Origin of the sequence: Aurantimonas sp. NFXS3 (assembly GCF_049132005.1) — a bacterium.
Taxonomy (GTDB): domain Bacteria; phylum Pseudomonadota; class Alphaproteobacteria; order Rhizobiales; family Rhizobiaceae; genus Aurantimonas; species Aurantimonas coralicida.
The window spans coordinates 666,719-686,096 of sequence record NZ_JAGDDZ010000002.1 but is presented as its reverse complement, the minus strand read 5'-3'; the positions used below and the strand labels follow the sequence as shown (position 1 = coordinate 686,096).

General features: G+C 69.0%; 20 protein-coding genes. 9 read left to right on the top strand and 11 right to left on the bottom strand.

The genetic code is table 11. The features are described from left to right. Window positions 1-294 precede the first annotated feature (294 nt). A complete protein-coding gene (locus tag J3367_RS08425; RefSeq protein WP_024349692.1) occupies window positions 295-735 on the top strand; it encodes a MarR family winged helix-turn-helix transcriptional regulator in 441 nt (146 codons plus the stop codon). Between the two features lie 10 nt (window positions 736-745). On the opposite strand, the gene J3367_RS08420 is transcribed toward J3367_RS08425, so the two are convergent. From J3367_RS08420 to J3367_RS08410, 3 genes are all read right to left on the bottom strand, one after another. After that, window positions 746-1,492 carry an endonuclease/exonuclease/phosphatase family protein gene (locus J3367_RS08420; RefSeq protein WP_162142649.1) on the bottom strand — a complete coding sequence of 249 codons (747 nt, stop codon included), beginning with the start codon at window positions 1,490-1,492 and terminating at the stop codon, window positions 746-748. Further along, window positions 1,473-2,789 carry an NAD(P)H-dependent oxidoreductase gene (locus J3367_RS08415; RefSeq protein WP_024349690.1) on the bottom strand — a complete coding sequence of 439 codons (1,317 nt, stop codon included), beginning with the start codon at window positions 2,787-2,789 and terminating at the stop codon, window positions 1,473-1,475. Before J3367_RS08415 ends, J3367_RS08420 begins: the two co-directional genes overlap by 20 nt. A gap of 113 nt (window positions 2,790-2,902) precedes the next feature. Then, entirely contained in the window at window positions 2,903-3,457 is a 555-nt protein-coding gene (locus tag J3367_RS08410; RefSeq protein WP_421460683.1) for a sugar transferase, read from the bottom strand. 118 nt (window positions 3,458-3,575) lie between these two features. Here J3367_RS08410 and J3367_RS08405 point away from each other — a divergent pair, with 118 nt between their 5' ends. From J3367_RS08405 to J3367_RS08390, 4 genes are all read left to right on the top strand, one after another. Beyond that, the gene (locus J3367_RS08405) at window positions 3,576-4,502 is read left to right on the top strand and encodes an NAD-dependent epimerase/dehydratase family protein (protein ID WP_024349688.1); all 927 of its coding nucleotides are present in this window, start codon (window positions 3,576-3,578) and stop codon (window positions 4,500-4,502) included. A gap of 86 nt (window positions 4,503-4,588) precedes the next feature. Further along, complete coding sequence (locus J3367_RS08400; RefSeq protein WP_169513617.1) at window positions 4,589-4,765, top strand: hypothetical protein; 177 nt, start codon at window positions 4,589-4,591, stop codon at window positions 4,763-4,765. Between the two features lie 273 nt (window positions 4,766-5,038). Then, window positions 5,039-6,316 carry a 5-aminolevulinate synthase gene (hemA, locus tag J3367_RS08395; RefSeq protein WP_024349687.1) on the top strand — a complete coding sequence of 426 codons (1,278 nt, stop codon included), beginning with the start codon at window positions 5,039-5,041 and terminating at the stop codon, window positions 6,314-6,316. A 63-nt stretch (window positions 6,317-6,379) separates the two neighbouring features. After that, a complete protein-coding gene (locus tag J3367_RS08390) occupies window positions 6,380-6,757 on the top strand; it encodes a cupin domain-containing protein (RefSeq protein ID WP_024349686.1) in 378 nt (125 codons plus the stop codon). Here J3367_RS08390 and J3367_RS08385 read toward each other — a convergent pair. The 3 genes from J3367_RS08385 to mscL all read right to left on the bottom strand — a co-directional run bounded on the left by J3367_RS08385 (window position 6,725) and on the right by mscL (window position 9,560). Further along, entirely contained in the window at window positions 6,725-7,825 is a 1,101-nt protein-coding gene (locus tag J3367_RS08385) for an AbrB family transcriptional regulator (RefSeq protein WP_024349685.1), read from the bottom strand. The two genes, J3367_RS08390 and J3367_RS08385, sit on opposite strands and share 33 nt — an antisense overlap. Next, entirely contained in the window at window positions 7,822-8,991 is a 1,170-nt protein-coding gene (locus J3367_RS08380; protein WP_024349684.1) for a pyridoxal phosphate-dependent aminotransferase, read from the bottom strand. Before J3367_RS08380 ends, J3367_RS08385 begins: the two co-directional genes overlap by 4 nt. 131 nt (window positions 8,992-9,122) lie before the next feature. Beyond that, the gene (gene mscL / locus J3367_RS08375) at window positions 9,123-9,560 is read right to left on the bottom strand and encodes a large conductance mechanosensitive channel protein MscL (RefSeq protein WP_024349683.1); all 438 of its coding nucleotides are present in this window, start codon (window positions 9,558-9,560) and stop codon (window positions 9,123-9,125) included. 228 nt (window positions 9,561-9,788) lie between these two features. Here mscL and J3367_RS08370 point away from each other — a divergent pair, with 228 nt between their 5' ends. Continuing rightward, a complete protein-coding gene (locus J3367_RS08370; RefSeq protein WP_421460679.1) occupies window positions 9,789-13,262 on the top strand; it encodes an ATP-binding protein in 3,474 nt (1,157 codons plus the stop codon). Window positions 13,263-13,327: 65 nt separating this feature from the next. On the opposite strand, the gene J3367_RS08365 is transcribed toward J3367_RS08370, so the two are convergent. Then, window positions 13,328-13,984, bottom strand: a complete 657-nt coding sequence (locus tag J3367_RS08365; RefSeq protein ID WP_024349681.1) for a response regulator — start codon at window positions 13,982-13,984, stop codon at window positions 13,328-13,330. A gap of 117 nt (window positions 13,985-14,101) precedes the next feature. Further along, window positions 14,102-14,524 (bottom strand): secondary thiamine-phosphate synthase enzyme YjbQ, encoded by a 423-nt coding sequence (locus J3367_RS08360; RefSeq protein ID WP_024349680.1) that lies wholly within the window; start codon window positions 14,522-14,524, stop codon window positions 14,102-14,104. 110 nt (window positions 14,525-14,634) lie between these two features. Here J3367_RS08360 and J3367_RS08355 point away from each other — a divergent pair, with 110 nt between their 5' ends. Beyond that, entirely contained in the window at window positions 14,635-15,615 is a 981-nt protein-coding gene (locus J3367_RS08355) for an alpha/beta hydrolase (protein WP_029702830.1), read from the top strand. 26 nt (window positions 15,616-15,641) lie between these two features. Here the strand turns inward: J3367_RS08355 and J3367_RS08350 are convergent, their stop codons facing one another. Next, window positions 15,642-16,097 carry a hypothetical protein gene (locus J3367_RS08350; protein ID WP_421460677.1) on the bottom strand — a complete coding sequence of 152 codons (456 nt, stop codon included), beginning with the start codon at window positions 16,095-16,097 and terminating at the stop codon, window positions 15,642-15,644. Window positions 16,098-16,240: 143 nt separating this feature from the next. Here J3367_RS08350 and J3367_RS08345 point away from each other — a divergent pair, with 143 nt between their 5' ends. Both J3367_RS08345 and J3367_RS08340 read left to right on the top strand, forming a co-directional pair. Continuing rightward, entirely contained in the window at window positions 16,241-16,588 is a 348-nt protein-coding gene (locus J3367_RS08345) for a DUF952 domain-containing protein (RefSeq protein ID WP_024349677.1), read from the top strand. Further along, a complete protein-coding gene (locus J3367_RS08340; protein ID WP_024349676.1) occupies window positions 16,585-17,682 on the top strand; it encodes a quinone-dependent dihydroorotate dehydrogenase in 1,098 nt (365 codons plus the stop codon). The genes J3367_RS08345 and J3367_RS08340 overlap by 4 nt, the downstream gene beginning before the upstream one ends. Before the next feature lie 38 nt (window positions 17,683-17,720). On the opposite strand, the gene J3367_RS08335 is transcribed toward J3367_RS08340, so the two are convergent. Both J3367_RS08335 and J3367_RS08330 read right to left on the bottom strand, forming a co-directional pair. Continuing rightward, window positions 17,721-18,158: a response regulator gene (locus J3367_RS08335; RefSeq protein WP_024349675.1), complete on the bottom strand. Its 438-nt coding sequence runs from the start codon at window positions 18,156-18,158 to the stop codon at window positions 17,721-17,723. Window positions 18,159-18,160: 2 nt separating this feature from the next. Next, a complete protein-coding gene (locus J3367_RS08330; RefSeq protein WP_024349674.1) occupies window positions 18,161-19,282 on the bottom strand; it encodes a PAS domain-containing protein in 1,122 nt (373 codons plus the stop codon). Between the last annotated feature and the right edge of the window lie 96 nt (window positions 19,283-19,378).

Genomic DNA, 19,378 nt, shown 5'->3' with positions numbered 1-19,378 from the left:
TCTCGCCGGATTGAGCAGGCACATCTGCGTGCGGTCGGGTCGCAGCCGTCCTCGATGCAAGCGCGACTGAGCCATTCTATCCACGACAGGACGCACGGCACGTGTCCGAAACCAAGTCCCGCCACGATCTGACGCATGAGATACTTACAATTCTAAATACTGCCTGCACGGCTTCTTAGGACTGCAAGCAGGCATGATTGGATAAACTTCGTCGATCCTCATATATGCACGCCCAGCAAGGTTCGATGCAGGCAGGCATGCGGACGGGGTTCTCAGGAAGACAGCGGAATTTCGATGATACCCACGACGGATCTGGCCAGCCAGCTGGAGCAGATTGCCCGGCGTCTTCACTCGCAGGGATACGCGTCCAAGCTGTTCCCGGCGCAATGGGCGGCCCTGCGCTACATCCATTCCGCGCCCGTGCCGTTGCGCACGGCCATCGATCTCGCCCGCTTCCAGGGTCTCGCCTCGGGCGCCGTGGCCCGCACCGTGCGCACGCTGATCACCAAGGGCTACGTCACCAAGCTGGGCAGCGTCGGACGCGGCCGCGCCGAGGAGCTGGGCCTGACCGACCGCGGTCGCGCGCTGCTGAAGAAGGACCCCTTGCAGCGCATCTGCGAGGCCCTCGAGCCGCTCGACGAAGACAGTCGCAAGTGCCTTGCCGAAGGTCTTGACATCGTCATCCGCTCGACCCGCCCCGATCAGGCGGCGGACAAGACCGAGCCGTCCGGCTAGCCCCGCGCCTTCAGACCCTCTCCGGCCAGGCGAGATCCGCCGTGACCGCCAGATGATCGGACGCGGGCCGCGAGGCGTGCCCCGGTCCATGCGTGACCAGCGAGAACCCTTCCGAGGCGTAGATCCGGTCCAGCCGGAGCATCGGCCAGCGCGCCGGAAACGAGCGCGGCGCGGTGTGCACCGGCAGCCGCGGCGCCAGCGCGCCATGCAGCGCGCCCCCCAGCCTCAGATCGTTGCCGTCCCCCATCGCCAGCGTCGGCATGTCTCCCGCGTCGACGCGCTCGGCGAGGAACTGCGCCTGCGCCAGCCGCTGGCGCCGCAGCAGACCGAGATGGAAGGCCAGCACGCGCAGGTGCCCCGACGGCGCGGCGATCACGGCCTCGATGGCAGCGCGCGGCTCGACCCCGGGTTCGGGCAGGGCATGGATCGTCGCGCTGACGATCGGCCAGCGCGACCACAGCAGATGGCCATAGTCGCGATCCTCGCGCGGAACGGTGCGCGCTTCGACGATCTGCGATCCCGCCGTCTTCAGAAGCTCCTGCCCCAGCGTCTCGAAGGCGCGCTGCCGGCGGCCGAGATGCGAACGGCCGTCGACCTCCTGCAGTGCCAGAATATCCGGGCCGAGCCGCGCGATGGTCGCAAGGGTGCGCTCCGGGTCGCAGCGCCGATCGGCGCCGATCGAGCCGTGGCAGTTCCAGGTGACCGCCCGGATGACGCCGCGTTCGGAGGTTTCCGGTTCAGGCTGCGAAGCGGCCATCGGCAGCATCGAGTTCGGCCCGCATCCGGGTGACGAGCAGGCTCTCGTCGGGGGCGCAATTGTCGTGGGTCAGAAGCTCGCCGGCCCTGATCGGCTGCACCACCTTCGCCTTTTCGACGAGCCCGATCGGCAGCGCCCGGCGCGTGCGCCCGTCCTCCCAGGTCATGGCATAGCCGCGATAGTCGGCCTCGCCGATCCGGCCGAGCGTCTCGCCGGGCGTCAGGCCGCGCTTGGCCAGCGCGCCGCATTCGCCGACGGGGCGGTCGATCGGCACCATGTCGGGCCGCAGGTGGATGACCGCACGCACCGCCGAGAGCGGGGTCTCCAGGCTGGTCAGGTGGAACGGCCGGATCAGGCCGAAACAGGGGCCAGGACCGACCTTCAGATCGGCCATGCGCTCGATGGCGCGGGGATGGCGCGGCTTGACCACGCAGAAGACGCCGGGGGCCACGCCCTTGCCGATCGTGTAGTCGACGCAGCCCGACCGCGACAGGATTCCGCCATCCTCGGTGGTGCAGAGCACCTGCCCCAGATTCTCGCTGGTCGCCTCGGGTCCGTGCATGCCCGCGACATCCGGCGTCAGACCGGTGCAATTGGCGATGGCGGTCATCTCGACCATGGTCTTGGAGCCGTCGATGAACTCGACCAGCATGCGGGCATTCATGTTCCGCGCGCGGGCCTCCTCCTCGTATTCCTCGGGAATGGCGGAATGACGCAGCGGGTTGTTCTTGCCCTTGCCCGCCGCGACGATCTCCATGCCGAGGCTCTGGGCGAAGGCGATGAGCTCCAGCGTCGAGGCCGGCTCGTCGCCGGCCGAGCCCGTATAGACGAGGCCGGCTTCCTTCGCCTTGCGGGCCAGGAGGCGGCCGACGGTGATGTCCGCCTCGACATTCAGCATGACGATATGCTTGCCGTTGCGGATCGCCTCCAGCGCGAGGAAGGTGCCCACTTCCGGGCTTCCCGTCGCGTCGACCACGACGTCGATGCGTCCGGCGGCGCAGAGCGCCCCGAGATCGTCGGTGACGGCGATGCGGCCCGCCTCGATGGTCCGGTCGATGTCGGAGGCGTTCGCGGCGAAGCTGCCATGGTCGGCGGAATGGCCCGCCATGGCGATCGCTTCGGTCGGACGTCGCGGGCTGTTGGCGGCAATCGCCCCGATCCGCACGCCGGTCATCAGCGCCACCTGCACGACGATGTCCGTGCCCATCTGGCCGGCACCGGCGAGACCGATGGTCACCGGACCATGCCGGTCGGTATAGGCGGCGAGTTCGGCGGCGAAGCCGACGCGTTCGATCATGGAGCTGGCATCCTCGGATTGCTGGTGACGCGCATGCGGCGGGACGGATTGAAGCCCTCCCCGCTCCGCGCCGGACACCTAGCGGATTTCAGCGTGGTTGTAAGCCGCCGGCCTCAGCCGCGCACCCGGTCGCCGCGACCGCCGCCGGCCACCGTCTGCAGGATCAGCTTCAGATCGCCGAGGAAGCTGCGGTTGTTCACATAGTGCGCGTCGATCTCGGCGAGGCGCACCGGGTCGGACATGTCGACACCCTGCACTTGCGCCTCCCCGGTGATGCCGGGGCGCACCGAAAGGACGCCGCGCCGGCCGCGCTCCTCGATCAGCACGGTCTGCGACGGCAGGCAGGGCCGCGGGCCGACAAAGCTCATCTCGCCCTTCAGGACGTTCCAGAGCTGCGGCAACTCGTCGAGCTTCAGGGCGCGCAGCCTGCGACCCAGCCCGGTCACCGCCGAGGCCGGCGTCTCGTGCGAGGCGGCCGACACGGTGGTCCGGTGCATGGTGCGCAGCTTGTAGCAGGTGAAGACCGCGCCATCGCGGCCGATACGCGGCTGGGCATAGATGCCGGGGCCGTCGCTGTCCCGCCTCACCAGGATCGCGAGAAGGCCGATCAGCCAGCCCAGACAGACAAGGCCGACGAGGCTGGCGGTGAAATCGAAGAGGCGCTTCATGGCCCTTCCGCTACAGCATCGCCCGCGATTGGCAAATCGGTTTTCGCCCCGCCGGCGTTGCGCATGGGCCGCGGCTTCGCCAGAACCGGTTCGAACAGTTCCACGGAGTGTCCTCGCCTTGCGCATCCTTCTGACAGGCAGCAGCGGTTTCGTCGGGCGCCACCTTGAGGCCGCGCTCGCGGCTGACGGCCACGACATCGTCGTCCTGCGCCGCGGCGGGCCGGGCGGCGATGGCGTCTTCGCCGCGCCGGCCAACCTTGCCGACATCGAGACGGCGGCGGACTGGCCCCGGGGCATCGACGCCGTCGCGCATCTGGCCGCCGCCAATCCCGAGCGGGGCACGGCCGACGCCGCCGATGCCTCGGCCCTTGCGGCGGTCAATCGCGACGGCACCGCCGCGCTGGCCCGCCGTGCGGCGCAAGAGCGTGTCCGGCGGATGGTCTTCGTCAGTACGGCGAATGTCCACGCCGCCTCCCCCGACCCGGTCGACGAGGCATCCCCGATCGCGCCCCAGAGCGCCTATGCGCGCTCCAAGCACGAGGGCGAGCGCGCCTTCTGGCAGGCGCTGTCCGGCAGTGCGACGACGGGCTGCGTGCTGCGACCGGTGCCGGTGTTCGGCGCCGGAGGGCGGGGCGGCATCGCCGCGCTGGCGAAACTGGCCCGCACGCCGGCGCCGCTGCCGCTGGGCGGGTTTGCGGCGCCCCGCAGCCTCGTGGCCGTCAACGATCTCGTGCAGGCGATCGTGCTGGCGCTCACGGAGGAACAGGCCGCCAGCGAGACCTTCCTCGTCGCCGGCGATCCGCCGCTGTCGACCGCCGCGATCGTGACGGCCCTCCGCCACGGGCTCGGCCGCCCCCCTCGCCTGATCCGGGTGCCGCCCGCCTTGCTGCGAAAGCTCGCCGGACTGGCCGGGCGCGAGGCGATGGTGGCGACCCTCGACACGCCCTTCGTCGTGGATGCCGGGCATCTGCGACACACGCTCGGCTGGGCGCCGGCCCGGTCGACGCCGGACGCGCTTGCCGCCATGACGACTGACGCGCGCTGAGGCCCCGACGGAACCGTCACGCCGCGGATCGATTGACCAAGCCAGCCTGCCGATCGCCGCAACGATCGCGAACAAGGTGCAGACAGATGAGCCAGGACGACACCGGAAGCCCTCCGCCCAAACTCAGCCGGCAGGAACGGCTGGAGGCGCAATTGCGGGAGAATTTGCGCAAGCGCAAGGAACAGGCCCGCGCCCGCCGGCAGAGTGCGCAGGCATCGCAGACGGACGACAACGCGGACCCGGCAGGAGCGGGCGACGACTGACCGGGGACCCGCCGATCCGGTCACCATGGAAGCGCGACGGCACGGTCGGCAGAGGCGGCGTTATCGCCGCGCCCTGCGACATTTCCGCTGGGCCGCGAAACCGCCGCGCATCGCGCCGCTGCGATCCCCATCTGCGCAGCGGCGGCGAAGTCCCTGTTCGCGCTTCGCTTCCCGGCAAAACGACAATTGAACGCATGGTGCCCGAATGCCCGGCCGAAGATGGACTTTGACTGGAACGGCTCTTAGAAAGGTTCTGACAAGGAGTATGGGATGATCGATTATCAGGGCCAGTTCGAGTCTGCGATCGAGGCTTTGCATGCCGAGAAACGCTACCGGGTCTTTGCCGATCTCGAGCGCATTGCCGGCCGGTTTCCGAAGGCCATCTGGCGCCATGACGGCGAAGCCACCGAGATCACCGTGTGGTGCTCCAACGACTATCTCGGCATGGGCCAGCACGCGGATGTCATCTCGGCGATGACCTCGACCGTCTCGGCCATGGGCTCGGGCGCCGGCGGCACCCGCAACATTTCCGGCACCAACCACCCGCTGGTGGAACTGGAGAAGGAACTGGCGGATCTGCACGGCAAGGAAGCCGCGCTGGTCTTCACCTCCGGCTTCGTCTCCAACGAGGCGTCGATCTCGACCATCGCCAAGCTGCTGCCCGACTGCCTGATCCTGTCCGACGAGCTGAACCACGCCTCGATGATCGAGGGCGTGCGCAAGTCCGGCGTCAAGAAGCAGGTGTTCCGCCACAATGACCTCGCCCATCTGGAAGAGCTGTTGAAGGCGGCCGAGCCGAACCGGCCGAAGCTGATCGTCTTCGAGAGCGTCTATTCCATGGATGGCGACATCGCGCCGATCGCCGAGATCGCCGATCTGGCCGAGCGCTACAATGCCATGACCTATATCGACGAGGTCCATGCGGTCGGCATGTACGGCGCGCGCGGCGGCGGCATCTGCGAGCGCGACGACGTCGCGCACCGGATCGACGTGATCGAGGGCACGCTGGCCAAGGCCTTCGGCGTCCTCGGCGGCTACATCACCGGCACCCGGGCGCTGATCGATGCGGTCCGCTCCTATGCGCCGGGCTTCATCTTCACCACCGCCCTGCCGCCGGCTCTGGCCGCCGCGGCGGTCGCCTCCATCCGCCACCTGAAGACCAGCCAGGCCGAGCGCGACGCGCAGCAGCGCCAGGCGGCGCAGGCGAAGCTGGTGTTCGGCGAGGCCGATTTGCCGGTGATGCCGTCCGAGACCCACATCGTGCCGGTGCTCGTCGGCGATCCGGACCTGTGCAAGAAGGCCAGCGACCACCTCCTCCACGCCCACGGCATCTACATCCAGCCGATCAACTACCCGACCGTGCCGCGCGGCACCGAGCGCCTGCGCATCACGCCGACTCCGCTGCACGACGACGCGCTGATCGACACGCTGAAGGATGCCCTGGTCGAGACCTGGAACGCCATCGGCATTCCCTTCGCCAGCCAGCAGCCGGCCCAGGCCGAGCGGTCCACCAAGGTGACCCCGCTGGTCGTGTCGCAGGCCGGCGGCTGACACGTCCCACACCGGCCGCGCACGACGCGGCCGGGTGACGACCCGCGTCGAAAGGAGCGCTCCATGAAGATTTCGCTGGCGCAGCTTCTGGACAGATTTCCCCTGCCCGCGACCGAGCAATGGCCGGACGGCGTCTTCGCCGCCGAGGCCATCTCCCACGGTACCATGTCGCTGGAAGTGTTCGCGCCGCGCGGCACAGACCACCAGCGCCCGCATCTGCAGGACGAGCTCTACATCGTCGTGTCGGGCCGGGCCGCCTTCTGGCGCGAGGGCCAGACCGACGACGTGGCGGCGGGCGACGCGCTGTTCGTGCGCGCCGGACAGGACCACCGCTTCACCGACATGTCGGACGATTTCGTCACCTGGGTGATCTTCTGGGGACCGGAGGGCGGCGAGGCGCCCGCCCCGTCACCGTCGGTCTTCGCCGCCATCGACGCCTGATTCCTCCGGCGGCACCGCCACGGTGTCGCCCGGCCGCGCAATGTGCTTGGCCAGAAGCGGCACCATCAGGGCGATGCAGACGAAGCGCACGACGTGGTGGGCCGCGACATAGGCCGGATCGACGTCGAACTGGAACGCCAGAACGGTCAGCGCTTCCAGCGCGCCCGGCGCATAGGCCAGCGCCACCTTCCCGATCGAGATCTCCAGCACCAGCACCGCCACGGCGACCGAGATCGCCGAGACCACGATGCCGATGGCAAACGAGCCGATCGCCGCGGGCAGCAGCGCGAAGACGCCCCTGCGGTCCAGCCCCTGCAGCCGCGACCCGATCAGCGCCCCCAGAAGGATCAGGCTCGGCACGGCGAGAACCGGCGGAATGGCGACGGTGGCGAATTCGCCGACATGCATGAAGGCGCTGCCGATCAGCGCGCCCAACATCATGCCGCCCGGCAGCCGCACCAGATGGCCGAGCGCCGCCGCCGCGATGCAGACGAACAGCAGCAGCAGATATTCCGTCAGCGGCCCGTCGGTGCCGCGCGCGACCGCCACCACGTCCTCGCCGCCTTCGAACCAGCCCAGCACCGGCGTCAGCGCGCCGATCAGGATCAGCAGCCGCACGCTCTGGACGATGGTCACCCGCGGCAGGTCGGCCCTTGTTTCCGAGGCCGCCGCCAAGACGAAGGACAGCGCCCCCGGCAGCGAGGCGAACAGGGCGGTGTCCCGGTCCCAGCCGAGGCCGTGGCGCAGGAACGCGCGCGTCACGACGATGACGCCCAGAACGCCGAGCATCTGGACGGCGAAGGAGAGCGGCCAGATCGCCATCTGGTCGAGGACAGCGGGCGTCACGCCGGAACCGGCCTGCATCCCGAGAATGAAGAAGGCCAGTGTCCGCAGCGCCTGCGGCAGCCGCGTATCGAGACCGGCGACGCTGGCCGCCGAAACGGCGAGAACCGGGCCGAGCAGCCAGGCGACCGGCAGGCCGAACACCGCCGCCACGCCCCCGCCGAGGGTGGCCAGTGCCAGCGTGGCGGCGAGATTGCCGACCCGGCGCCGGTCCCAGCCTGTCACGCCGAACGGCCGATCCAGTCGGCCAGGCGATCCGCCGCCATCTCCACCTCGTCGAGCCGGCGATGGAAGCAGGCCCGGAACGAGCCCGGCGAGACCGGCCCGAAGGCGGTGCCGGGCGCAAGACCGACCTTGGCCTCGTCGACGATGCGGAAGGCCGTCTCGCGGGTCTCGGTGATGCCGTCGATGGCGAAGAAGGAATAGAAGGCGCCCGCCGGCTGGACGATGGCGACCCGGTTGGTCGCCGCCAGCCGCTCGGTGAAGATGTCGCGCGCCTTGTGGGCCCGCTCCACCTGCATCGCCACGAAGGGCTCGCCCTCGGTGATCGCGGCAATCGCGCCGCGCTGCATGAAAGGGGCGACGCCCGAGGTCGAATACTGGGTGAGATTGGCGATGACGGTGCCGATGGCCGGGGTGGTCTCGATCCAGCCGACCCGCCAGCCGGTCATCGCCCAGTTCTTGGAGAAGGAATTGACGAACAGGATCGCGTCGTCCGGCTCCATGATGTCGTGGAAGGACGGCGCCCGGTCGGCGGCGTAGTAGAAGCGGCTGTAGATCTCGTCGGCGATGATCGTCAGGCCGTGCTGGCGGGCCAGCGCCAGCAGTGCCTTCAGCGTCGCGTGGTCGGCAGTCCAGCCGGTCGGGTTCGCCGGCGTGTTGACGAAGATCGTGCGGGTCTTCGGACCGATGGCGGCGGCGACCTTGTCGAGGTCGAGCTGCCATCCGGCATCGGTCCAGTCGAGCGCGACCTCGCGGGGCACGGCGCCGCGCACGCCGCAGGCGGCGGCGAAGTTCGGCCAGGCCGGGCCGAAATAGATCAGCTCGTCGCCGGGCGAGGCGCTCGCCGCGATCGAGATCTGGATCGCCTGCATGCCCGAACCGGTGACGAAGAAGCGTTCCGGCGAGGATTCGATGCCGTAAAGCCGGGCGGTGTAGTCGCTCAGCGCCTGGCGCAGTTCCGGCAGGCCGCGCTGATAGGTGTAGAAGGTCTCGCCCGCCGAAAGGCTCGCGGTCACCGCGTCTGCGATGAAGCCCGGCGTCGGCAGGTCGCCCTCGCCGGCCCAGAGCGGGATCACCCCCTCATGGCCGCGGGCATAGTCGATGACGGCGACAATGCCGCTCGCCGGCGCTTCCACAGCCTCGCGGCTGAGCCGAAATCTGTCGCTCATCAGGGTGCCTTCCGGGGGAGACTCGAACGAAAACGGCGTCGCCTGACGCCGTGCCCGGCATCGCGCTTCGTCCCGGAAAATGCAAGCCCGCCGCTCTCGGCGGCGGGCGTCGTCATCGGTTCAGTGAGGCGTCAGACCCGGGTTTCGCGGTTCGAGGCGCTGGCCAGCAGGTCGCGGATTTCCTCCAGCAGCTTCTCGTTGCGCGGCACCTCGGACACCTCCGGCGGCTTGGCCTCTTCCTTGCGCTTCAGCCGGTTCATCGCCTTGACCACCATGAACAGGATGAAGGCGACGATCAGGAAGTTGATCGACAGGGTGACGAACTGGCCATAGGCGAGCACCGGTCCCTGCTCGCGCGCCGCTTCCAGGCTGGTGGCGGTGACGCCGTCGTCGAGACCGACGAACTTGTTGGTGAAGTCGACGCCGCCCGAGATCGCGGCGATGACCGGCATGAACAGGTCCTTCACCACCGAATTGACGAGGCCGGAAAACGCCGCGCCGATGATGATGCCGATCGCCAGATCGACCATGTTGCCCTTCAGGGCAAATTCCTTGAATTCCTTGAGCATCTCATGATTCCTCTGACGATGGGGTGTCCACTCTACAGTTGCGCGGCAGGGGCACAATCGCGCCACACGCGGAAAACCGGCGCCCGCGGCCGCTGGCGGTGTCGCGATCTGGACTTGCGCGGACACCGATGGTTGTGTCGAACACGCTGCGGCCTGAAGCGGCATCCCGGCTCACCTGACCCGCAGGGGCGCCGCTCCGCTCCCGTCAGGCCGCCGGGAGGATGAGAATTGCATAGCGGGATCATCGTCTTCACGGCGATCGTCTATCTGTTGCTGCTGTTCGCCGTGGCCTGGTGGGGAGACCGCCGGGCGGCGGCCGGCCGGGCGCGCATCAGCCGGCCGGGCGTCTATGCGCTCAGCCTCGCCGTCTATTGCACCTCCTGGACATTTTTCGGCTCGGTCGGCGTGGCGGCGCGCGACGGCCTGTCCTTCCTGGCGATCTATCTCGGCCCGATCCTCGTCTTCGTCTTCGCACCGGGCTTCATCGAGCGGCTGATCCGCCACGCCAAGGCCGAACGCATCACCACCGTCGCCGACTTCATCGGCTCGCGCTACGGCAAGAACCCGTCCGTCGCGGCGCTCGCCACCGTCATCGCCATCGTCGGCACGGTGCCGTACATCGCCCTGCAGCTGAAGGCGATTTCCACCAGCGTCGCCAGCCTCGTCGCCCATTACAGCGCGACGCTGGAAATGCCGCCGCTGTTCAGCGACCTGGCGCTGCTCGTCGCCACCGTCCTCGGCATCTTCGCGGTGCTGTTCGGCACCCGCCACGCCGACGCCACCGAGCATCAGGACGGCCTCGTTCTCGCCGTCGCCATGGAATCGCTGGTCAAGCTCACCGCCTTCCTGGCGGTCGGCCTGTGGGCGACCTTCGTCCTGTTCGAGCCGGGCGAATTGTGGAATGCCGCGCTCGCCAGCCCGCGCGTCCTCGCCTCCTTCCAGGGCGGCATCGGCGGTCATTTCATCGCCTCGCTCGGCCTCAGCGCGCTGGTGATCCTGCTCCTGCCGCGGCAGTTCCACATGACCGTGGTGGAAAACCGCACCCGCCACGAGATCCGCCGCGCCCGCTGGCTGTTCCCGCTCTATCTCGTCGTCATCAACCTCTTCGTCGTGCCGATCGCCGTGGCCGGGCTGATCACCCTCGGCCCCAGCGTCGATGCCGATCTCTACGTCCTGTCGCTGCCGCTGTCGCAGGGCCAGGACGCGCTGTCGCTGGTCGCCTTCATCGGCGGCCTGTCGGCCGCCACCGCCATGGTGATCGTCGCCAGCGTCGCCCTGTCGATCATGATCTCCAACGACCTGGTCCTGCCGTGGCTGCTGAAGCGCCGCGACCATGCGGTCGACCCCACCCGCGACGAGACCCGGCTGATCCTCAATGTCCGGCGCTCGGCGATCTTTGTCGTCGTGTTTCTCGGCTACGGCTATTACCGCTACGCCGGGGCCGGCAGCGGTCTCGCCTCGATCGGGCTCCTGTCCTTCGCCGCCATCGCCCAGCTCGCGCCGCCCTTCCTCGCCGGGCTGTACTGGAAGGGCGCCAATGCCCGCGGCGCCACGGCGGGCCTCATCGCCGGCATCATCGGCTGGGCCTGGACGCTGCTGATGCCGGCGCTCCTACGTGGCCAGGCCATCGACGCGACGGCGGTCACCGCCGGTGCCGGTTCCGCCGCCGCGCCGCTGCTCGATCCGCTGCTCTATGGCTGTCTCGTCAGCCTGTCGGCCAATATCTTCTTCCTCGTCGTCGGCTCGCTCAGCCGCAAGGCGACGCCGCTGGAGCGCATCCAGGCGGCGGTCTTCGCCTCCAGCGACGTCGGTCCCGCAGCCGGTGTGCGGCGCACCCGCGCCGGGGTCAGCATCCGCGAACTCAAGGCGACCATCGCCCGCTATCTCGGCTCGGACCGCACCGAGCGCTCGTTCCGCAGCTTCGCCGAGGCCGAGCACCGGACCATCGACGACGACGACACGGCCGATTCCGCCACGATCCGCTTTTCCGAGCAGCTCCTGGCGGCGGCCATCGGCTCGGCCTCGTCGCGGCTCGTTCTGTCGCTGCTGTTCCAGCGCCACGCCGATTCCAGCCGCTCGGCGCTGCAGCTTCTCGACGACGCCTCCGAGGCGCTGCAATACAATCGCGATCTCCTGCGGATCGCGCTCGAACAGGTCGACCAGGGCCTCGCCATCTTCGATGCCGACTACCGCCTGACCTTCTGGAACCGGCAGTTCCGCGATCTCGTCGGCCTGTCCTCGGAATTCGGCCAGATCGGCACGCCGATGACCGTCGTCCTCGACGAGCTGATCGAGGCCGGCGAGATCGACCGGCCGGAATACGACACCAGCTTCGAGGTGCTGACCCGGCCGCCGGCGCTGCGCCAGATCAGCCTGCGGCGCTCCGGCCGCGTGCTGGAATTCCGCTCCAACCGCATGCCGGAAGGCGGCCTCGTCGCCACCGTCTCGGACATGACCGAGCGGGTGCGCCGCGCCGCCGCCCTGCGCGAGATGAACGAGAGCCTGGAAGAGCGGGTGCGCATGCGCACCGGCGAGCTGACGACGGCCAACGAAGAGCTCGGCAAGGCACGGCTGGCGGCCGACGCGGCCAATCTTGGCAAGACGCGCTTCCTGGCCGCCGCCGGCCACGACATCCTGCAGCCGCTCAATGCCGCCCGGCTCTACGCCGCGGCGCTGGAAGAGCGCAGCCTCGGCGGCCAGGAGACCGAGATCGCCGCCAATATCGGCTCGTCGCTGGAGGCCGTCGAAGCGATCATCGGTGCGGTGCTCGACATCTCGCGGCTGGAAGCCGGCGGCATGCAGGCCAAGATCGAGGATTTCCCGCTCGACCGGCTGCTGCGCCAGATCGAAACCGACATGAAGCCGCTGGCCGACGAAAAGGCCATCGCGCTGCGCTTCGTGCGCACCGGCGTGTCGGTCCGCTCGGACCGCAATCTGCTGCGCCGGCTGATCCAGAACCTCGTCTCCAACGCCATCAAATACACGCGTGCCGGCAAGGTCGTGGTCGGCGTGCGCCACCGTTCCGGCGGCCGGATCGACGTGGAGATCGCCGACAGCGGCATCGGCATTCCGGCCGACAAGCTGGAGGCGATCTATCACGAGTTCGTCCGTCTCGACGAAGGCAGCCGGACCGCCCGCGGGCTGGGTCTCGGCCTGTCCATCGTCGATCGCATCGCCCGGGTGCTCGACCATCCGATCGAGGCGACGTCGGAGCATGGCCGCGGCACCCGCTTCCGGGTGACGCTGCCGGTGGCCGACGTGACGCCCGTCACCGCGCCCCAGACCGCGCTGCTGCCCGCGCGGGCCGGGCTGGCGCTGGCCGGAACGCGGGTCCTGTGCATCGACAACGAGGTGGCCATCCGCGAGGGCATGCGGGTGCTCCTGGCCGGCTGGGGCTGCGAGGTCGAGGCCTATGGGTCCGCGTCGGAGGCGATCCCCGATCTCGGGCGACGCGGCATCGTGCCCGACATCGCCCTCGTCGACTATCATCTCGATGAAGGGACCGGCCTCGACGCGGTGACGGCGCTGCGCCGGGTGTTCGGCCCCGAGCTGCCGGTGATCCTCGTCACCGCCGACCGGTCGCCGGGTCTGCGCGAGCAGGCGGCGGGAATGGAAGTGGACATCCTGACCAAGCCGCTGAAGCCGGCCTCGCTGCGCGCCGCCATGGGCCGCAAGCATGGCCGCCGCGAAGCCGCGGAATAGGCGGCCCGGCAGCAGCGCCGCTTTATGGCGCGTGTCCTGGATGAGATGCGTCCGCGGCGCGCGGCTCAGCCGGCGAGGCCGCTTTCCAGATCGATGCCGAGCCGCGACAGGCGGATCACCGCCTGGGTGCGGCTGTCGACGCCCAGCTTCAGGAGCACCGCCGAGACATGCGCCTTGATGGTGGCTTCGGAGATGCCGAGCTCGTAGGCGATCTGCTTGTTCAGAAGCCCGCGTCCCAGCATGGTCAAGACCCGCGTCTGCTGCGGCGTCAGGGTGCGGATGCGCTGGATCAGCTCGGTGACCTCCGGGTCGCGCTCCGATTCCAGCGAGATGTCCGGCGGCAGGAAGACCTCGCCGGCCAGAAGCGCCAGGATCGCCTCGCGGATCTCGGCAAAGCCGGAGGATTTCGGGATGAAACCGGAGGCGCCGAGATCGAGGGCGCGCGCCACGATCGGCGCGTCCTCGCTGCCCGAGACGATGGCGATGGGCACCGAGGGATGGTCGGCGCGCAGGAGCGCCATGCCCGACAGGCCGCTGGTTCCCGGCATGTTCAGGTCGAGCAGCATCAGATCGGCCTCGGGATTGGCCGCCAGCGCCGCCGCCGCCTGGTCGAAATCCGCCGCCTCGACGATCTCGGCCGTGTCCGGCAGCGACGTCAGGATCTCCCGCAGCGCGCCGCGAAACAGCGGATGATCGTCGGCCACGATGAAGACGTAGCGCATGCCCCTGTTCTCCCCCCCTGCCTTTTCAACCGGATACCGGCTGCGACGCGCTCCCACTTCGTCGCGGCCCTTCTTGGCCCGGCTGCCCGGCGGGATCAACCCGCGGTCGTTCCGGCCTCAGCCCAGCGTACCGGAAAAGTGCAGCACGATCTCGCGCGAATGCGGGCGTGCCCGATGCTCGACGACATAGATGCCCTGCCAGGTGCCCAGCATCATGCGACCGCCCGACACCGGCACGGCGACGCTGGTTCCCGTCAGCACGGTCTTGATGTGGGCCGGCATGTCGTCCGGGCCCTCCATCGTATGGACATAGGGCGCATCGGCGGGCGCCAGCCGGTCGAGGGCGTTCAAGAGGTCGTGCTGGACGTCGGGATCGGCATTCTCCTGGATGGTCAGCGACGCCGAGGTATGGCGGATGAACACCGTCAGCAGCCCCTCGCGGGCGCCCGCCGCAATCAGCCGTTCGGCGATCGCGGCGCTGATGTCGGTCATCGAGCGCCCCTTCGTGGCAACGCTGAGGGTTTCGATATGCTGGTCCATCGCCCTTGCCCCGTTGTCGTTGGATGCGGCCCCGAGCCTTTGCCACACGCCGCGCCCTACACCTGTGGAGGCCATGTCCTAGCTTCTCCGGCGCAAACAGGGAAACGGCAATGACCAAGACGCGACTGACCATCGACCCCGCAGCATTCGACCCGGCGCAGGCGGACCCCGAGCTGGTCGCCCTGAACGAGAAGATCATCAGGGATCAGAAGGCGCTGCCAGATCCCTGGTCGCTGCCGGTGGAGACGGTCCGCAAGGCGCGGCGCGAGGGCCGCGGCATCCTGCCGATCGGACCGCGCGAGAAGAACGCCGAGGAGATCATCCATATCGGCGGCGCCGGCCGCGAAATCCCGGTGCGGGTGTTCCGCCCGCGCGACGGGCAGACCCGCGGCACCTTCCTGCATATCCATGGCGGTGGCTGGGTGTTCGGCGCCGCCGACGAGGCCGATCCGCGCCTGCGCCGGATGGCCGACAATACCGGGCTGACCGTCGCCTCGGTCGAATACCGGCTGGCGCCGGAGTTCCCGCATCCGGCGGCCCTGCACGACTGCACCGACATTGCGGTGGCGCTGGCCAACGGCCATCTCGACCTGCCGCGCGGCTTCCTGGCGATCGGCGGGGAATCGGCCGGGGCGCATCTCGCGGTCCTGACGATGCTGCGGCTGCGCGACGAATACGGCCTGACGCCGTTCCGCGCCGCCAATCTGGTCGCCGGCTGCTACGACCTCTCACTGACCCCGAGCGTGCGCAACTGGGGCAAGGAGCGGCTCGTCCTCAACACCGACGACGTCATGGAATTCGTCATGCGCCTGGTGCCGGAGAGCGTCTCGCTCAAGGACCCGGCGGTCTCGCCGCTCCATGCCGACCTGACCGGCCTGCCGCCGGCCCTGTTCAGCTGCGGCACGCGGGACCTTTTGATCGACGACACGCTGTTCATGGCGATGCGCTGGATGGGCAGCGGGATCGAGACGGAGGTGTCGCTGACCAATGGCGGCTGCCATGTCTTCGAAGTGTTTCCGACGGCCGCCGGCGAGCGCTCCCTCGACACGATGGAAGCCTATCTGAGGCGGCGGGTCAGCTTCCCGGTCTGACGCCAGCCCGTCCCTTCCGTGGCGCGTCAGGTCCGGCGGGGCATGTCCGTCTCGGCGTCCGCATCATCCGACGGGGTCTCGCCGCGAATGTCCTCGTCGAGCTCCCTGACGATGTCGGCGAAGCCGCGAAACAGCTTCTGCATCTGGTTGACGGCCCGATCGGCATCGTCGCTGTCGATCAGCGCCCGGCGGCCCTCTTCCAGTTCTTCCACCCGGGCTTCGAGATCGTCGAGGCGGGCGGCGAGTTCGCCGTCACCGCTGGCGCCGCTGCCCCCGCCGAGTGTCGCATCGGTGCAGACGATGGCGTCGCCCGCGACCCGGCAGAACTCGACTTCGCCGGTCACCGTGTCGAGCCGCGCGACACCGCCATCGATGGGTTGCATCTCGTAGCGTCCGCCGGCCGTGTCGATGAGCGACTGGGCGGCCGCCGGCGTTGCCAGCAGCGCGGTTGCGGTCAGGATCGTCAGTGCATATCCGGCCATGGCGGCCTCCCGTTGCTTGGGTGGATGGCCGGCACACTCCGGCCCTTTCGGCGACGCTAGACCGGGGACGTGACCACCTCGTGGCGGCAGACGGCCATTCGGCGCGATTGCTTTTTGCCGGTGCCTCTGGCAACCGATGAAACATGGTTGAGCCGATATACAAGATCGCGCCGCGGGCGCTTTGGGAGGCCGCGAAGGCCAAGGGCCGCTTCGACGGCGCACCGGTGGACGAGGCGGATGGCTACATCCATTTCTCGACCGGCCAGCAGGCACGCGAGACGGCGGCCCGGCACTTCGCCCGCCAGGACGATCTCCTGCTGATTGCGGTGGATCCGGCCCGGCTCGGCGAGGCCCTGCGCTTCGAGCCGTCGCGCGGTGGCGCGCTGTTCCCGCATCTCTACGGTCCGCTGCCGCTGGACGCGGTGCTGTGGGTCGAGGACCTGCCGCTCGGCGCCGACGGCAATCACCAGTTCCCCGGCTCCGTCAGGTGAGACGCCTCTACCGGCTGGCACGCCCGGCCATCTTCCGTCTCGATCCGGAGCGCAGCCATGGCCTGTCGATCGCCGCCCTGAAGAGCGGCCTCGTGCCGCGCGCCGACACCCCGGTGGACAATCGTCTGCGCGTAGCGGTCGCCGGCATCGGCTTTCCCAATCCGCTCGGCCTCGCCGCCGGTTACGACAAGAATGCCGAGGTGCCCGACGCCGCGCTGCGGCTCGGCTTCGGCTTTGCCGAGGTCGGCACGATCACGCCGAAGCCGCAGGAGGGCAACCCCAGGCCCCGGGTCTTCCGCATCACGACGAAAGAGGCGATCATCAACCGCCTCGGCTTCAACAACCAGGGCCATGCCGAAGCCTTCGCGCGGCTGTCCGCCCGCGCCCGCAAGCCGGGCATCGTCGGCGTCAATGTCGGGGCCAACAAGGACGCGATCGACCGGGTCGCCGACTATGTCGAGGGCATCAACGTCTTCGCCCCGGTGGCCAGCTACCTGACGATCAACATTTCCTCGCCCAACACGCCGGGCCTGCGCGCGCTGCAGAGCGGCTCGGAACTCGACCGGCTGCTGCGCTCGGCCGTGGCGGCGCGGGACGGCTACGCCGCCCTGTCGGGCACGGCGAAGACGCCGCTGTTCCTGAAGGTGGCGCCGGATCTGACCGAGGAGCAGATCGAGGAGATCGCCGGCGAGGTCACGCGGCGCGGCATCGACGGCATGATCGTCTCCAACACCACCCTGTCGCGCGAGGGGGTCACGGGGCTGCCGGACGCCACCGAGGCGGGCGGCCTGTCGGGAGCACCGCTGGCGGCGCGCGCGACCTATGTTCTGGCGCGGTTCCGCAAGGCGCTCGGCCCCGACATGCCGCTGATCGGCGTTGGCGGGATCGACAGCGCGGCGGAGGCGATCCGGCGGATCGAGGCGGGCGCCGACCTCGTGCAGCTCTACACGGCGCTGGTCTATCATGGCCCCGAGCTGCCGGGCGCCATTCTCAGGGGAATCCTGCGCTATCTCGACCGCGCGGGGATCGACAGCCTGCGCGAGTTGCGCGACCGCAGCGTCGATGCCGTTCTGGCCGATCCGCCTGCGAACTGAGCGGCAAGCGCTTCACAGCGTAGGGCGACGTCGCGGGCTCAGGCCCAGGCGAAAGCGAGGCCCGGCGAGGCGTGGAAGCTCGCCGGCGGCTTGCAGTGCGGCGGCGGGTTGGACATCCCCTCCTGCAGATACTGCATGATCCGGAAGACGTCATGGCGCACGAAGGGCTTGGGCAGGACGCCATGTCCACCGGCAAAATCCTCAGGCAGCTTGCGCGGATTGCCGGTCACGAAGACCACCATCGTCTCGGGCCAGATGCTGCGGATATGGGTGCAGACATCGATGCCGCTCGAATTCTCGGCCAGATGCAGGTCGACGAAGGCGACGTCCGGCGTCAGATCGCGGGGCAGCGCCTGCACCTCGCGCAGCGACGCGCATTCGCCGGCCACCTCGTAGCCCGCATCCTCGATCATGGCTTCCATGTCCATGGCGAGGAGCGCTTCGTCTTCGACGATCAGGAACTTGAGCGCGGGCATGTTCAGGCAGCTCCTGCTTCGTCCGGCTGGTGCAGCGGGAAGCGGATGGACACATGGGTTCCGGAGGCGGCGCCGTTCCACTCGGTTTCGGCGCCGATCTGGCGCGACAGACGCGCGATCAGCGAGCGGCCCACCGAGCCGGTGGTGATCCGGTCCGCGTCGAACCCCGGACCGTCGTCGCGCAGATCGATCATGGCGTGGCCGTCGAGCTGCCGGACCTCGAGGCGCAATTCGCCGCTCCGTCCGTCGGCATAGGCGTGCTTGACGGCATTGGTGATCAGCTCGTTGAGGATCAGCCCGACCGGTGCCGCCTTGCTGGCGGCGATTGCGACGGCCTCGCACTGGCTGTTCAAACGGATGTCCTCGCGACCGCTGGCGCCCAGCACGTCCGAGGCGAGGCTGTCGGCGAAGGCGCCCACGTCGAACCGGGTCACGTCGTCGGCCTGGTAGAGCCGGCGATGGACGGCTGCCAGCGCGTCGATGCGCTCCAGCATGGTCTCCAGCGTCTCGCGGAACTTCGGATCGGGGATCGAGCGCATCTGGAGCCGCAGCAGCGAGCCGATCATGGTCAGGTTGTTCTTGACCCGGTGGTCGACCTCGTTGAGCAGCAGCGTCTTGGCTTCCAGCGCCGCCTGCAGATCGCGGGTGCGGGCATGGACCTGCGCCTCGACATCCTCCTTGCGGCGGGCGAGCGCCTGCTCGGCCTCGACCCGATCGGTCATGTCGAGCTGCGAGGCGAAGAAGAACTGGACGTCGCCGTCCTCGCCCCGCACCGGACTGACATAGAGCGAATTCCAGAAGGCGCTGCCGTCCTTGCGGTAATTGCGCAACTGGACGTTCACCGCCTCTTCGCGCGCCACGGCCTGGCGCAGGCGATCCACCTCGGCGGGATCGGTGTCAGGCCCCTGCAGGAACCGGCAGTTGCGGCCGATGATCTCGTCACGCGCGTAGCCGGTGAGATCCTGGAAGGCCTTGTTGGCGAAGACGATCGGATTGTCGGGCTGCCGCGGATCGGTGATGATCATCGGCATGCGGGTTCCGCGAATGGCCGCCGCGAAGGGATCGCCCCGGCCCTGCTCGTGGCCGATGATCTCGGTAAGGTGCCAGTCGTCGCGCTGTCTCATGTCCTGCTGCCGTCGGTTCCCGTAAGTCCGGTCGGCGGCGAGGCGCAACCTGAGGGTGGGTAAAGATGGTCAGCTAACGGCAAGTCGCGGTTTCCG

Bases quoted from the DNA above. Each gene is read 5' to 3' on its own strand.
- J3367_RS08365 (WP_024349681.1), bottom strand. From the start codon at position 13,984: ATGCGCTACGTCTTCATCGTGGCCGACGATCATCCGCTGTTTCGCGGC.
- J3367_RS08425 (WP_024349692.1), top strand. From the start codon at position 295: ATGATACCCACGACGGATCTGGCCAGCCAGCTGGAGCAGATTGCCCGG.
- mscL (WP_024349683.1), bottom strand. From the start codon at position 9,560: ATGCTCAAGGAATTCAAGGAATTTGCCCTGAAGGGCAACATGGTCGAT.
- J3367_RS08400 (WP_169513617.1), top strand. From the start codon at position 4,589: ATGAGCCAGGACGACACCGGAAGCCCTCCGCCCAAACTCAGCCGGCAG.
- J3367_RS08335 (WP_024349675.1), bottom strand. From the start codon at position 18,158: ATGCCCGCGCTCAAGTTCCTGATCGTCGAAGACGAAGCGCTCCTCGCC.
- J3367_RS08360 (WP_024349680.1), bottom strand. From the start codon at position 14,524: ATGGACCAGCATATCGAAACCCTCAGCGTTGCCACGAAGGGGCGCTCG.
- J3367_RS08410 (WP_421460683.1), bottom strand. From the start codon at position 3,457: ATGAAGCGCCTCTTCGATTTCACCGCCAGCCTCGTCGGCCTTGTCTGT.
- J3367_RS08350 (WP_421460677.1), bottom strand. From the start codon at position 16,097: ATGGCCGGATATGCACTGACGATCCTGACCGCAACCGCGCTGCTGGCA.
- J3367_RS08420 (WP_162142649.1), bottom strand. From the start codon at position 1,492: ATGGCCGCTTCGCAGCCTGAACCGGAAACCTCCGAACGCGGCGTCATC.
- J3367_RS08415 (WP_024349690.1), bottom strand. From the start codon at position 2,789: ATGATCGAACGCGTCGGCTTCGCCGCCGAACTCGCCGCCTATACCGAC.
- J3367_RS08380 (WP_024349684.1), bottom strand. From the start codon at position 8,991: ATGAGCGACAGATTTCGGCTCAGCCGCGAGGCTGTGGAAGCGCCGGCG.
- J3367_RS08345 (WP_024349677.1), top strand. From the start codon at position 16,241: ATGGTTGAGCCGATATACAAGATCGCGCCGCGGGCGCTTTGGGAGGCC.
- J3367_RS08355 (WP_029702830.1), top strand. From the start codon at position 14,635: ATGACCAAGACGCGACTGACCATCGACCCCGCAGCATTCGACCCGGCG.
- J3367_RS08390 (WP_024349686.1), top strand. From the start codon at position 6,380: ATGAAGATTTCGCTGGCGCAGCTTCTGGACAGATTTCCCCTGCCCGCG.
- J3367_RS08330 (WP_024349674.1), bottom strand. From the start codon at position 19,282: ATGAGACAGCGCGACGACTGGCACCTTACCGAGATCATCGGCCACGAG.